Genomic DNA, 13921 nt, shown 5'->3' on the forward strand with positions numbered 1-13921 from the left:
GACCACCGAGGCTGGGGCGCCCTGCACACCGCCGTGTGCGTCGGCGGCGCCGTCTCCCTCGCCGCCGCGGCCACTTCGGCCCTACGACCTTCCCGTACGGCCTCTGCCGCACTCACCGCCGCCGCCACCTGGGCCGTCGTCGGCGGGACCTCGCTCGCGCGCGAGGCCGGGGCCGTCGGGCGCGCGCTGGAGGCCGGGGACATCGACGCCGCACGGGCGCGCCTGCCGCACCTCTGCGGGCGGGACCCGCAGGCCCTCGACGCCGACGGGATCGCCCGGGCCGTCGTCGAGTCCGTCGCCGAGAACACGTCCGACGCGGTGGTGGGCGCCCTGGTCTGGGGCGGCATCGCGGGCGTCCCGGGCCTGCTCGGCTTCCGGGCCGTGAACACCCTCGACGCCATGGTCGGCCACAAGTCGGCCAAGTACCGCCGCTACGGCTGGGCTTCGGCCCGCCTCGACGACGTGGCCGGCTGGCCTGGCGCCCGCCTCACCGCCGTCCTCGCGACCGTCGCGGGCGGCGACCCGCGCGGCGCCGCCCGCGCCTGGCGCACCGACGCCCCCAAACACCCCAGCCCCAACGCCGGGCCCGTGGAGGCCTCCTTCGCAGGAGCCCTCGGGGTACGCCTCGGCGGGACGCTCTCCTACGGCGGCCGGGTCGAGCACCGGCCCGTGCTCAACGGCGACGGGCGTCCCGTCGCCGTACCGGACATCGCGCGTGCCGTACGGCTGTCCCGGCGCGTCGGTCTGCTCGCGCTCGGGGTCAGTGTCGCCGGGCGGCTGCTCGTGAAGGGACGTGCGTCATGAGCGGCGGCGGGCTGCTGGTCGCCGGGACCACCTCGGACGCCGGCAAGAGTGTCGTGACCGCCGGGATCTGCCGGTGGCTGGTGCGGCAGGGCGTGAAGGTCGCGCCGTTCAAAGCGCAGAACATGTCCCTGAATTCGTTCGTCACGCGCGAGGGCGCCGAGATCGGGCGGGCGCAGGCCATGCAGGCGCAGGCGTGCCGGATCGAGCCGACCGCGCTGATGAATCCCGTGCTGCTGAAGCCGGGCAGCGACCGCAGCAGCCAAGTCGTCCTCATGGGCAAGCCTGTTGGCGAGATGAGTGCCCGTGGTTATCACGGCGGGCGGCAGGAGGCGTTGCTCGGGACCGTGCTGGACTGTCTCGCCGAGTTGCGGGGCACGTATGACGCGGTGATCTGTGAGGGGGCCGGTTCGCCCGCCGAGATCAATCTGCGGCGGACCGACATCGTGAACATGGGCATCGCGCGCAATGCCCAACTGCCCGTGCTCGTGGTCGGCGACATCGACCGCGGGGGCGTCTTCGCCTCCTTCTTCGGGACCGTCGCGCTGCTGAGTCCCGAGGACCAGGCGTTCGTCGCCGGGTTCCTCGTCAACAAGTTCCGGGGCGATGTGTCGCTGCTGGAACCGGGGTTGGAGATGCTGCTCGGCCTCACCGGGCGGCGGACGTACGGCGTGCTGCCGTTCCGGCACGGGCTCGGGATCGACGAGGAGGACGGGCTGCGCATCTCGCTGCGCGGGACCGTGCGCGAGTCGAGCACCGCGCCGCCGGTCGGCGAGGACGTGCTGCGGGTCGCCGTCTGCGCGATCCCCCTCATGTCCAACTTCACCGACGTGGACGCGCTGGCCGCCGAACCGGGTGTGGTGGTGCGGTTCGTGGACCGGCCCGAGGAACTGGCCGACGCCGACCTCGTCGTGATCCCGGGGACCCGGGGGACGGTGAAGGCGCTGGAGTGGCTGCGGGAGCGCGGCCTCGCGGACGCCCTCGTCCGCCGGGCCGCCGAGCAACGTCCGACCCTCGGCATCTGCGGTGGCTTCCAGATCCTCGGCGAGCACATCGACGACGAGGTCGAGAGCCGGCAGGGGTCGGTCGACGGGCTCGGAGTCCTGCCGCTGCGCGTGCGGTTCGCGCGCGAGAAGACCCTCACCCGGCCGGTGGGTGAGGCCCTCGGCGAGCCGGTCGAGGGGTACGAGATCCATCACGGGGTCGCCCAACTGACCGGCGGTGAAACCTTCTTGGACGGGTGCCGGGTCGGCCAGACCTGGGGCACGCACTGGCACGGCTCGCTGGAGTCGGACGGTTTCCGGCGCGCGTTTCTGCGCGAGGTGGCGGCCGCCGCGGGCCGCCGGTTCGTGCCGGCCGCCGACACCTCGTTCGCCGCGCTGCGCGAGGAGCAGCTCGACCGGCTCGGCGACCTCATCGAACAGCACGCGGACACGGACGCGCTCTGGCGACTCATCGAGTCCGGCGCGCCGCAAGGACTGCCTTTCATTCCACCGGGAGCGCCCGCATGAGCACAGTGTTGTTGTTGTCGACCGCCGACACGGATCTGCTGGCGGCCCGGGCCTCCGGCGCCGCGTACCGGATCGGCAACCCGAACCGGGTGGACGTCGCGGCCGAGTTGCCCGCGCTCGTCGAGGGCGCCGACGTCGCCGTCGTACGGCTGCTCGGTGGCAAGCGTGCTTGGGAGGACGGGCTCGCCGCGCTGAAGGCGTCCGGGATTCCGACCGTGCTGCTCGGCGGAGAGACGGTCCCCGACGCGGAGTTGATGGCCGAGTCGTCGGTTCCGGCCGGGGTCGTCGCCGAGGCGCTCAGGTATCTCGTCGAGGGCGGGCCGGACAACCTCACCGAACTCGCCCGGTTCCTCTCGGACACCGTGCTGCTCACGGGCGAGGGCTTCGAAGAGCCGCAGAAGATGGCCGAGTTCGGCGTCCACGGCGAGCGTGCCTTCGTCGAGGGCCGTCCCACGGTCGGCGTCCTCTTCTACCGGGCGCACCACTTGAGCGGCAACACCGCCTTCGTGGACACCCTGTGCGACCAGATCGAGGCGAAGGGCGCCAACGCCCTTGCCGTGTACTGCGGTTCGCTGCGCGGTGCCGACTCCGGGCTGTACGAGATCCTCGGCACGGCGGACGCGCTGATCGCCACCATCCTCGCCGCGGGCGGCACGCACGCCTCGCAGGCCTCGGCCGGCGGTGACGAGGAGGCGTGGGACATCGGGGCACTCGCCGACCTCAACGTGCCTGTACTGCAAGGGCTTTGCCTGACCTCCTCGAAGAACACCTGGGACGACTCCAGCGCCGCCCTCTCCCCCATGGACGCCGCGATGCAGGTCGCGATCCCGGAGTTCGACGGGCGGCTGATCACCGTCCCGTTCTCCTTCAAGGAGGAGGGCCCGGACGACGTTCCGGTCTACGTCGCCGACCCCGAGCGGGCCGCGCGGGTCGCCGGAATCGCCGTACGGCACGCGAAGTTGAAGCACAAGCCGAACGCCGAGAAGAAGCTCGCGATCGTCTTCACCGCCTATCCGACGAAGCACTCACGCGTCGGCAACGCGGTCGGGCTGGACACGCCCGCCTCGGCGATCCGGGTGCTGGACGCGTTGCGGGACGCCGGATACGGGGTCGAGGAACACCCCGACAACGGGGACGAGTTGATCCACCGGCTCATCAACGCCGGTGGCCACGACGTCGAATGGCTCACCGAGGAGCAGCTGGCCGCCTCGCCCGCGCGGGTGCCGCTCGCCGACTACCAGGCCTGGTTCGACAAGTTGGACCCCGATCTCAAGCAAGGAATGCTGGACGCGTGGGGCGAGCCGCCCGGCAACCTCTACGTCGACGGCGACGACATCGTGCTCGCCTCCCTGCAGTTCGGGAACGTCGTCGTGATGATCCAGCCGCCGCGCGGCTTCGGTGAGAACCCGATCGCGATCTACCACGACCCCGACATGCCGCCGTCGCACCACTACATGGCGGCCTACCGCTGGCTCGACAACTCGTTCGGCGCCGACGCCGTCGTCCACATGGGCAAGCACGGCACCATGGAATGGCTGCCCGGCAAGGGACTTGGACTCAGCAGCGGCTGCGCGCCCGACGCGGTACTCGGTGAACTCCCCCTGATCTACCCGTTCATCGTCAACGACCCCGGCGAGGGCACCCAGGCGAAGCGGCGCGGTCACGCCACGGTCGTCGACCACCTGGTGCCGCCGATGGCGCGTGCCGACACGTACGGCGACCTCGCCAAGCTGGAGCAACTCCTCGACGAGTACGCCCTCGTGTCCGACCTGGACCCGACGAAGGCCCCGGCCGTGCGGGCGCAGATCTGGACGCTGGTGAAGGCGGCCGAGCTGCACCACGACCTGCATGTGGACGACCAGCCGGACGACGCGGCGTTCGACGAGTTCGTGATGCACATCGACGGCTATCTGTGCGAGATCAAGGACGTACAGATCCGCGACGGGCTGCACATCCTCGGCGGCGGCCCGGTCGGCGAAGCGCGTGTGAACCTCGTGCTCGCCGTGCTGCGCGCCTCGCAGGTGTGGGGCGGGCAGGCGAACGCCCTGCCGGGGCTGCGGGCCGCGCTGGCGCTCCACTTCGGCCTGGTCGAGAAGGAGTTGCTGGCCGAGCCTGGTGCGCCGGTGAAGGTGCCGGTGGAGCTGAGCGAGCTGGTCGAGGGGCCGGCCCGTTCGGCCGCCGACGCGATCGATCTGCTGGAGCAGCTGTGCCGCCGGTTCGCCGAGGGCATGGAGTCCCAGGAGTGGGAGGTCACGACCGTACCGGCCCTCGTCCGTGAGGTGATCGGCGCCGAACTCCCGGCCGCCGTGGCCGTGTTGGAGTTCGCCTGCGTCGAGGTCGTGCCCCGGCTCACCCGCACGACCGACGAGATCGACCACATCCTGCTCGCGCTCGACGGCGGTTACGTCCCGGCGGGTCCGTCGGGCTCCCCGACCCGTGGTCTGGTCAACGTCCTGCCGACCGGCCGGAACTTCTACTCGGTCGACCCCAAGGCCATTCCGTCCAGGCTGAGTTGGGAGGTCGGGCAGTCCCTCGCGGACTCCCTCATCCAGCGGTATCTGCAGGACACGGGCGAGTTCCCGAAGTCCGTCGGCCTCACGGTGTGGGGTACGTCGGCGATGCGCACCCAGGGTGACGACATCGCCGAGATCCTCGCGCTGCTGGGCTGCCGTCCCGTCTGGGACGACGCCTCGCGCCGGGTGACCGGCTTCGAGATCGTGCCCGTCACGGAGTTGGGCCGGCCGCGCATCGACGTCACGGTGCGGATCTCCGGCTTCTTCCGGGACGCGTTCCCGCACGTCGTCGGACTGATCGACGACGCGGTACGGGCGGTGGCCGAGTTGGAGGAGCCCCCCGAGTCCAACTACGTCCGCAAGCACGCCGACGAGGACACCGCCGAGCACGGCGACCGACGCCGGGCCACGGCCCGCATCTTCGGCTCCAAGCCAGGGGCGTACGGGGCGGGGTTGCTGCCGTTGATCGACGCGCGGAACTGGCGCAGCGACGCGGACCTCGCCGAGGTGTATGCCGTGTGGGGTGGTTACGCGTACGGGCGCGGGCTCGACGGGCGGGCGGCGCGCGGGGACATGGAGACGGCGTTCAAGCGAATTGCCGTAGCCGCGAAGAACGTTGACACCCGCGAGCACGATCTCGTCGACGCGGACGACTACTTCCAGTACCACGGCGGCATGGTCGCCATGGTCCGCCACCTGACCGGCACCTCCCCCGAGGCGTACGTCGGCGACTCCGCCACCCCGGACCAGGTCAAGACCCGCACGCTGGGCGAGGAGACGCACCGCGTCTTCCGCGCCCGCGTGGTCAACCCCCGCTGGATGGCGGCGATGCGGCGGCACGGCTACAAGGGCGCCTTCGAGATGGCGGCGACCGTCGACTACCTCTTCGGCTACGACGCGACGGCCGGGGTCGTCGACGACTGGATGTACGAGAAGCTCAGCGCGGAGTACGTCTTCGACCCGGAGAACCGGGACTTCATGAAGAAGTCCAACCCGTGGGCGCTGCGCGGCATCACCGAGCGGCTCCTCGAAGCCGCCGAGCGTGGCCTGTGGGCCGAGCCGGACGCGGACACGCTGGAACGACTGCGGGCCACCTACCTGGAGCTCGAAGGCGACCTGGAGGGCGACGACCAGTGACAACTCCCTTTCCGTTCACGGCCGTTGTCGGCCAGGACGATCTGCGGCTCGCGCTGCTGCTGAACGCCGTGTCGCCGGCGGTCGGCGGTGTGCTGGTGCGCGGCGAGAAGGGCACCGCGAAGAGCACCGCCGTGCGCGCGCTTTCGGCGCTGCTGCCGGAGGTCGCCGTCGTGCCCGGGTGCCGTTTCTCCTGCGACCCCGCCGCGCCCGACCCGGCCTGCCCGGACGGGCCGCACGAGACCGGGCCCGGGGCCCAACGCCCCGCCCGCATGGTCGAGTTGCCGGTCGGCGCCTCCGAGGACCGGCTCGTCGGGGCCCTCGACATCGAGCGGGCCCTCTCCGAGGGCGTCAAGGCCTTCGAGCCCGGCCTGCTCGCCGACGCGCACCGGGGCATCCTCTACGTCGACGAGGTCAACCTCCTCCACGACCACCTGGTCGACCTGCTGTTGGACGCGGCGGCGATGGGCGCGTCGTACGTCGAACGCGAAGGCGTCTCCGTCCGGCACGCCGCCCGCTTCCTGCTCGTCGGCACCATGAACCCCGAAGAGGGCGAACTGCGACCGCAGTTGCTCGACCGCTTCGGCCTGACCGTCGAGGTCGCGGCCTCGCGGGAGCCCGACCAGCGGGTCGAGGTGGTGCGCCGGAGGCTCGCGTACGACGACGATCCGGCCGGTTTCACCGTGCGCTGGGCGGACGAGGAGTCCTCCGTACGGGCGCGGATCATCGCCGCGCGTGCACTGTTGCCGTCCGTGCGGCTGGGCGACGGCGCGCTGCGGCAGATCGCGGCGACCTGCGCGGCCTTCGAGGTCGACGGTATGCGTGCCGACATCGTGATGGCCCGTACGGCGACCGCGCTGGCCGCGTGGGCCGGGCGGACCGACGTACTCGCCGAGGACGTACGGCAGGCCGCGTTGCTCGCGCTGCCGCACCGGCGGCGGCGAAATCCCTTCGACGCGCCGGGACTTGACGAGAACAAGCTCGACGAGACGTTGGAGGAGTTCGCGGAGCAGGAGCCGAAGCCCGAGGACGACGATCCGGATCCGGACGGCGGTCCTGACGGTTCCGGTGGGGGTGGCGGGCAGCAGCCGCCCGAGTCCGATTCCGACGGACCCCAGGGCGATGACACCGGGGCGCAGCCCGAGGCCGAGGAGGGCGGGGAGCCGCAGCCTTCGGGCGCGGGCTCGGGTGAACAACAGCCTGTACGGGCCTCCGAGCCCTTCCGCACCAAGGCGTTGAGCGTGCCCGGTATCGGCGAGGGTGCCGCCGGGCGGCGTTCGCGGGCGCGGACCGAGCATGGGCGGACCACCGGGTCCCGACGGCCCCAAGGGGCGCTCACCAAGCTGCACTTGGCGGCGACCATACAGGCGGCCGCTCCGCATCAGCTGGCCCGTGGACGGTCCGGGCGTGGGCTGGTCGTGCGGCGGGACGATCTGCGGCAGGCGACGCGGGAAGGGCGTGAGGGCAACCTCGTGCTGTTCGTCGTGGACGCGTCCGGGTCGATGGCGGCGCGGCAGCGGATGAGTGCGGTGAAGGGGGCTGTGCTGTCGCTGCTGCTCGACGCGTATCAACGGCGGGACAAGGTGGGGCTGGTGACCTTCCGGGGTTCGGCTGCCGATGTGGCGCTTCCGCCGACCTCTTCCGTGGACGCCGCCGCCGTACGGCTGGAGTCGTTGCCGACCGGGGGGCGTACACCGCTCGCGGCCGGGCTGCTCAAGGCGCACGACGTGCTGCGGGTGGAGCGGTTGCGGGATCCGGCCCGGCGGGCGTTGGTTGTCGTGGTGACCGATGGGCGGGCCACCGGCGGTCCCGAGCCGGTCGCGCTCGCCGGGCGGGCGGCGCGGCTGTTCGCGGCCGACGGGGTCGCCTCCGTGGTCGTGGACTGCGAGTCGGGGCCCGTACGGCTGGGTCTGGCCGGGCAGTTGGCCGGTGAACTGGAGGGTACGGCGGTGACGTTGGACGAGTTGCGGGCCGACTCGATCGCCGGGCTCGTGAAGGACGTACAGAGGAGGGCCGCGTAATGCCTCAGGGGCAGCCAAGTGTCGTACCGGATGACGGACTGACGACCCGTCAGCGGCGGAACCGGCCACTTGTCGTCGTGCATACGGGAGTTGGCAAGGGCAAGTCGACCGCCGCCTTCGGGCTGGCGTTGCGTGCCTGGAATCAGGGGTGGCCGATCGGGGTGTTCCAGTTCGTCAAGTCGGCGAAGTGGAAGGTCGGGGAGGAGAACGCCCTTCGGGTGCTGGGTGCTTCCGGCGAGGGTGGCTCCGTCGACTGGCACAAGATGGGCGAGGGGTGGTCGTGGGTTCAGCGCGACTCCCAGATGGACAACGAGGAGAAGGCCCGCGAGGGCTGGGAGCAGGTCAAGCGGGATCTTGCTGCCGAGACCTACAAGTTGTACGTGCTGGACGAGTTCGCCTATCCGATGCACTGGGGGTGGGTCGACGTCGATGAGGTGGTCGCGGTGCTTCGGGACCGGCCCGGGAACCAGCATGTCGTGATCACCGGGCGGAACGCGCCCGAGAAGCTCGTCGAGTACGCCGACCTCGTCACCGACATGTCCAAGGTCAAGCACCCCATGGACGCCGGCCAGAAGGGCCAGCGGGGTATCGAGTGGTGAAGCTGTCGTGACGTCCTCGTCCTCCGTCCCTCGGTTGGTCATTGCCGCGCCGTCCTCCGGTAGCGGCAAGACCACTGTTGCCACCGGGTTGATGGCCGCGTTCGCCTCGCGGGGGCTTGCCGTGTCTCCGCACAAGGTCGGGCCGGACTACATCGATCCCGGGTATCACGCGCTTGCCACCGGGCGGGTGGGGCGGAACCTCGACGCGTATCTGTGCGGGCCGGAGTTGGTCGGGCCGTTGTTCGCGCACGGTGCGAGCGGGTGTGATCTCGCCGTTGTCGAGGGTGTGATGGGGATGTACGACGGGGCTGCGGGGGAAGGGGAGTTGGCGTCCACGGCGCATGTGGCGAAGTTGCTGCGGGCGCCTGTTGTGCTGGTCGTCGACGCGTCTTCGCAGTCCCGGTCTGTTGCCGCGCTGGTGCATGGGTTCGCTTCCTGGGATCCGGAAGTGCGGGTCGGGGGCGTGATCCTGAACAAGGTGGCGTCCGATCGGCATGAGGCGTTGTTGCGGGAGGCGTTGGACGCTGCCGGGGTGCCGGTGCTTGGTGTGTTGCGGCGGGCTCCTCAGGTGGATACGCCTTCTCGGCATCTGGGGTTGGTGCCGGTTGCCGAGCGGCGGGCTGCGGCGGTGGATGCCGTTGCGGCTATGGGGGCGCAGGTGGTCGCCGGGTGTGATCTTGAGGGGTTGTTCGCGCTGGCGCGTAGTGCCGGTGCGTTGTCCTGTGCTGCTTGGGATGCGGCTGAGGTCCTGGATTCCTCGCCCCCGCCGCCCCTACCCGTCCCATCCCTGGGGGCTGCGCCCCCAGGCCCCCGCTTCGGCCCTGAAGGGGCCTCGTCCTCAAACGCCGGACGGGCTGATGGTGTGGGCCCGCGCCCAGAAGTGAGCGGGCGGACACGGGGTGCCGACCCGCAGCGAGAAGCCAAAGTCAGAGTTGCCGTTGCCGGCGGAGCGGCCTTCACCTTCTCCTACGCCGAGCACACCGAACTCCTCACCGCGGCCGGTGCCGAAGTCGTCGTGTTCGATCCGCTGCGGGATGAGGAACTCCCCGGCGGGACGCGCGGGTTGGTCATCGGGGGCGGGTTTCCTGAGGTGTACGCCGCTGAGCTGTCCGCCAACGAGCCGTTGCGGAAGGCTGTTGGTGCGCTCGCGGAGAGTGGGGCGCCCTTCGCTGCCGAGTGTGCCGGACTGCTGTATCTGTGCCGGGAGTTGGACGGGCTGCCCATGTGCGGGGTGCTCGATGCCTCCGCGCGGATGAGCGAGCGGCTGACGTTGGGGTATCGGGATGCCGTCGCGTTGAGCGACAGTGTGCTGGCCGTGGCCGGGACGCGGATGCGCGGGCACGAGTTTCATCGGACCGTCGTCGAGCCCGGCTCGGGGGCGGCTCCCGCCTGGGGCGTGCGCGCCCCTGACCGGCGGGTCGAAGGTTTCGTACAACAGGGTGTGCACGCGAGTTATCTGCACACGCACTGGGCGGCCGAGCCCGGTGTGGCCCGTCGGTTCGTGGAGAGGTGCCGGACGTCATGAGCAGCAGCAGGTTGATCGGAGTCGGGGTGGGTCCCGGCGATCCGGAGCTGGTGACCGTCAAGGGCGTCAACGCTCTGCGAGCCGCCGATGTCGTCGTTGTGCCGGTCATGGACACCGGTGAGCGGGGGCGGGCCGAAGCCACCGTCCTGCATTACGTGCCCGAGGAGAAGGTTCTGCGGGTGGTGTTCGCGCTGAACGAGCGGACCGACCGGGCCCGGCGCGAGGCCGCCTGGGATGCCGCGGGGGCGAAAGTCGCCGGGCTGCTCGGTGCTCATCGTGTCATCGCGTTCGCCACCATCGGGGACCCGAACGTCTACTCCACCTTCACCTATCTCGCCCTGACCATCGGGGAGTTGGTACCGGGGGTCGTCATCGAGACCGTGCCCGGGATCACCGCCATGCAGGATCTCGCCGCGCGTTCCGGGGCCGTACTCACCGAGGGGACCGAGCCGCTCACGCTCGTGCCCGTGACCGCCGGGTCCGCCGTACTCAAGGACGCGTTGGCCGGGCCGGGGACGGTCGTGGCGTACAAGTTCGGGCGGCAGGCGGCGGAGGTCGCCGCGGCGTTGCGGGAGACCGGGCGGATCGAGGACGCGGTGTGGGGGTCGGCGCTCGGGCTGCCCGAGGAGTCGATCCGGCCCGCCGCCGAACTCGATGGGGGGCCGCTGCCCTATCTGTCCACGCTCATCGCGCCCGCGCGGCGCGAGGGCGGGCGGGGCGGGAAACTGTGAGCCCCTTCACAAAGGGCTCACCCGGCAAGGCCCACCACCAGCCAGATGAACGCCGCCCCCGCGACCGTGCACAGCAGGGTCGCGGGCGCCGGGTGTTCGTGATGGGCCTCGGGAAGGATCTCGGCGGCGGCGAGATAGAGGAGAACACCTCCGAAGAAGCCGAGATAGCCGCCGAGCAGGGCCTCCGGGATGGTGAGGAAGGCCGTCGAGGCGGCGCCGGCCACCGGGGCCGCCGCGTCCGCGACCAGCATCGCGATGGCCTTGCGACGGGCGTTCCCGTACAGGCTCGTGATCGTGTACGTGTTGAAGCCGTCCGCGAAGTCATGGGCGATCACCGCGAGCGCGACCGCCGTGCCCATGCCGCCGCCCACCTGGAACGCGGCGCCGATCGCGACCCCGTCCATGAAGCTGTGGCCGACCATCGCGGCGGCTGCTGTGAGGCCCACCTCGGGCGCGCGGCCGTTGTTCTCCTCCGCGCCGTGCGATGCCTGGCGGGCGGCGAGCAGGCGTTCGACCAGATGGGCCACGAGGAAGCCGGCCACGAAGAGCAGCAGGGCGGCCGGTACGCCGAAGACCTCGCGGCCCGCCGCGCGCAGCGCTTCCGGCAGCAGGTCGAGGCCGACCACGCCCAGCATCAGGCCGCCGGCCAGGCCCAGGACGAGATGACGGCGGTCGGTCACCCGCTGTGCCGTCCAGCCGCCGGCCAGCGTCATCAGGAACGCGCCGAGCGCGACGAAGACCGCCATAGTCCCCTTGCTATCCGATCAACCCCTGTTCGCGCACATCCTGGCCCACTCCACCCCCACTCGTATTGACGTTCCCCACGTCTCCCACGTTCCGTATGTTCCGCATGTTGTGTTTGAGAGGATCCGACCCATGGCCGATGCCGCTGCCGATACCCCCACCGGCAAGGTGACCTTCGTCGGTGCCGGCCCCGGCGCCGCCGACCTGCTGACGTTCCGTGCCGCGCGTGCCATCGCCGAGGCCGACGTCGTGATCTGGGCGGCCAGCCTGGTGCAGGCCGAGGTCCTCGACCATGCGCGCGAGGGCGCCGAGATCCTGGACTCGGCGACGATGTCCCTGGAGGACGTCGTCGCCGTGTACGAGCGGGCCGGCGCGGAAGGGCTGCGCGTCGCACGTATCCACTCCGGTGATCCCGCCCTGTGGGGCGGTACGCAGGAGCAGGTCGACCGGTGCGCCGCGATCGGCATCGCGACCGAGATCGTCCCGGGTGTCTCGGCCTTCTCCGCCGTCGCCGCCCTCGCGCAGCGCGAGCTGACGATCCCCGAGGTCGCGCAGTCCGTCGTCCTCACCCGGCTCGGCGGGGGCAAGACGCCGATGCCGCCCGGGGAGGAGGTGCGGGAGTTCGCGCGCCACGGTACGACCATGGCGATCTTCCTGTCGGCCGCCCGCAGCGGGCAGTTGGTGCGGGAGTTGCTGGAGGGCGGCTATCCGACGGACACCCCGGTCGTCGTCGCCTACCAGGCGACCTGGCCGGAGGAGCTGATCGTGAAGTGCACGGTCGGCACGCTGGAGGAGACGGTCAAGGAACACAAGCTCTGGAAGCACACCCTCTTCCTGGTCGGCCCGGCCCTCGACGCCCACGGCACGCGCTCGCACCTCTACCACCCGGGCCACTTCCACGGTTACCGCAAGGCCGACCCGGAAGCCCGCCGGGCCCTGCGCTCGCGGGGTGCGAGCACGTGATCACGGTCATCGGTACGGGGACGGGCGCGCCCGTCGCGGATGACGTGCTCGCCGGTGCCCGGCTCGTCGTCGGCGGGCGGCGCCATCTCGCCGCCGTCACGGTCCCGGAGGACGCCGAGCAGGTCGTCCTCGGTCCGCTGGCGCCCGCCCTCGACACCATCCAGGCCTACGTCGAGAAGGGCGAGCCGGTCGTCGTGCTGGCCTCGGGGGACCCCGGGTTCTTCGGGATCGTACGGGCGCTGGCGGAACGGTTCTCCAGCGACGCCCTCGACGTACGCCCCGGCGTCTCCTCCGTCGCCACCGCCTTCGCACGCGCCGGGCTGACCTGGGACGACGCGGTCGTCGTCAGCGCGCACGGACGTGACCTCCGTACTGCGGTCAACGCGTGCCGTGCGCATCCCAAGGTCGCCGTGCTGACCGGGCCGGGCGCCGGGCCCGCCGAACTGGGCGCCGCGCTCACCCACCGGACCGGCGGGCGTGTCCTCGTCGTCGCGTCCGCGCTGGGCTCCGGGCAGGAGCAGGTCGAACGGGTCACGCCCGCCGAGGCCGCCACCCGCGACTGGGGTACGGCGGTGAGTGTGGTCCTGTGTCTGGACGAGTCGCAGGTGCTGGGTGCCGTGCGGACGGTCGCCGGTGCTGCCCTCGGGCCCGCCCAATGGGCGCTGGACGAGCGGGAGTTCGAGCACCGGGACTCGATGATCACCAAGTTCGAGGTACGGGCGCTGGCGCTGGCCCGGCTCGGGCCGCGCCTCGGCGACCTGGTCTGGGACGTCGGCTCGGGCTCCGGGTCCGTGGCCGTCGAGTGCGCGCGGCTCGGCGCCGCCGTCACCGCCGTCGAGAAGACCCGGGACGGTGTCGAGCGGATCCGTGCCAACGCCGAGGCGCACGGCGTCGACGTCCACACCGTGCACGGGGCGGCGCCGACGGTGCTGTCCGACCTGGACGATCCCGACGCCGTGTTCGTCGGCGGGGGCGGGCGCGAACTGCCCGCCATCGTCACCGCGTGCGCGCGGCGGGCCCGGCGGACCGTGGTCGTCGCGATGGCCGCCCTCGACCGGGTACCGGCCGTGCGGGAGGCTCTCTCCGCGGCCGGTCTGGAGGTCGACGGGGTGCTGTTGCAGTCGTCCCGGCTGGCGCCGCTGCCGGGTGACGTGACCCGGCTGGCAGCCACCAATCCCGTTTTTCTGCTGTGGGGGATCCGAACCCGGGTCCGAACCCCCGTGTCTCCAGAAGGAGTTGCTCTGTGATCGGCCTCATTTCCGCCACCTCGGCGGGCGCGGCTGCGCGCGACCGGCTGGCCGCCGCGTGGCCGGACCGTACGCGCGTGTACGAGGGTCCCGTCGGGGACGCCGTCCGGGCCGCGTTCGCGGAGTGCGAGC

The 13921-nt window shown here is 71.6% G+C and carries 10 protein-coding genes; 9 read left to right on the forward strand and 1 reads right to left on the reverse strand.

The window, feature by feature from the left end; translation table 11 throughout:
* From ACFWP5_RS48390 to cobI, 7 genes are all read left to right on the forward strand, one after another.
* A partial coding sequence (locus tag ACFWP5_RS48390; RefSeq protein ID WP_384172456.1) for a cobalamin biosynthesis protein occupies positions 1–804 on the forward strand: 804 nt, incomplete at its 5' end.
* Positions 801–2312 carry a cobyric acid synthase gene (locus ACFWP5_RS48395; protein ID WP_384172459.1) on the forward strand — a complete coding sequence of 504 codons (1512 nt, stop codon included), beginning with the start codon at positions 801–803 and terminating at the stop codon, positions 2310–2312. The genes ACFWP5_RS48390 and ACFWP5_RS48395, both read left to right, overlap by 4 nt.
* Positions 2309–5962 carry a cobaltochelatase subunit CobN gene (gene cobN / locus ACFWP5_RS48400; protein ID WP_384172462.1) on the forward strand — a complete coding sequence of 1218 codons (3654 nt, stop codon included), beginning with the start codon at positions 2309–2311 and terminating at the stop codon, positions 5960–5962. The genes ACFWP5_RS48395 and cobN overlap by 4 nt, the downstream gene beginning before the upstream one ends.
* Positions 5959–7980 carry a putative cobaltochelatase gene (locus ACFWP5_RS48405; RefSeq protein ID WP_384172465.1) on the forward strand — a complete coding sequence of 674 codons (2022 nt, stop codon included), beginning with the start codon at positions 5959–5961 and terminating at the stop codon, positions 7978–7980. The genes cobN and ACFWP5_RS48405 overlap by 4 nt, the downstream gene beginning before the upstream one ends.
* Entirely contained in the window at positions 7980–8579 is a 600-nt protein-coding gene (cobO, locus tag ACFWP5_RS48410; protein WP_384172468.1) for a cob(I)yrinic acid a,c-diamide adenosyltransferase, read from the forward strand. Before ACFWP5_RS48405 ends, cobO begins: the two co-directional genes overlap by 1 nt.
* 7 nt (positions 8580–8586) lie before the next feature.
* Positions 8587–10104 (forward strand): cobyrinate a,c-diamide synthase, encoded by a 1518-nt coding sequence (locus ACFWP5_RS48415; protein WP_384172471.1) that lies wholly within the window; start codon positions 8587–8589, stop codon positions 10102–10104.
* Positions 10089–10835 (forward strand): precorrin-2 C(20)-methyltransferase, encoded by a 747-nt coding sequence (gene cobI, locus ACFWP5_RS48420; protein ID WP_384172474.1) that lies wholly within the window; start codon positions 10089–10091, stop codon positions 10833–10835. The genes ACFWP5_RS48415 and cobI overlap by 16 nt, the downstream gene beginning before the upstream one ends.
* A gap of 17 nt (positions 10836–10852) precedes the next feature.
* Here cobI and ACFWP5_RS48425 read toward each other — a convergent pair whose 3' ends face one another.
* Positions 10853–11581: a ZIP family metal transporter gene (locus ACFWP5_RS48425; protein ID WP_384172476.1), complete on the reverse strand. Its 729-nt coding sequence runs from the start codon at positions 11579–11581 to the stop codon at positions 10853–10855.
* A 130-nt stretch (positions 11582–11711) separates the two neighbouring features.
* Between ACFWP5_RS48425 and cobM the strand changes: the two genes are divergently transcribed.
* Complete coding sequence (cobM, locus tag ACFWP5_RS48430) at positions 11712–12542, forward strand: precorrin-4 C(11)-methyltransferase (RefSeq protein WP_384172479.1); 831 nt, start codon at positions 11712–11714, stop codon at positions 12540–12542.
* The gene (gene cbiE / locus ACFWP5_RS48435) at positions 12539–13789 is read left to right on the forward strand and encodes a precorrin-6y C5,15-methyltransferase (decarboxylating) subunit CbiE (RefSeq protein WP_384172482.1); all 1251 of its coding nucleotides are present in this window, start codon (positions 12539–12541) and stop codon (positions 13787–13789) included. The genes cobM and cbiE overlap by 4 nt, the downstream gene beginning before the upstream one ends.
* Positions 13790–13921 lie beyond the last annotated feature (132 nt).

It is taken from the genome of Streptomyces sp. NPDC058469 (assembly GCF_042721125.1).
GTDB lineage: Bacteria > Actinomycetota > Actinomycetes > Streptomycetales > Streptomycetaceae > Streptomyces.

Excerpts from the sequence above, each read along its gene's own strand:
- ACFWP5_RS48395 (WP_384172459.1), top strand. The coding sequence starts at position 801 with ATGAGCGGCGGCGGGCTGCTGGTCGCCGGGACCACCTCGGACGCCGGC.
- cobN (WP_384172462.1), top strand. The coding sequence starts at position 2,309 with ATGAGCACAGTGTTGTTGTTGTCGACCGCCGACACGGATCTGCTGGCG.
- cobO (WP_384172468.1), top strand. The coding sequence starts at position 7,980 with ATGCCTCAGGGGCAGCCAAGTGTCGTACCGGATGACGGACTGACGACC.
- ACFWP5_RS48425 (WP_384172476.1), bottom strand. The coding sequence starts at position 11,581 with ATGGCGGTCTTCGTCGCGCTCGGCGCGTTCCTGATGACGCTGGCCGGC.
- cobM (WP_384172479.1), top strand. The coding sequence starts at position 11,712 with ATGGCCGATGCCGCTGCCGATACCCCCACCGGCAAGGTGACCTTCGTC.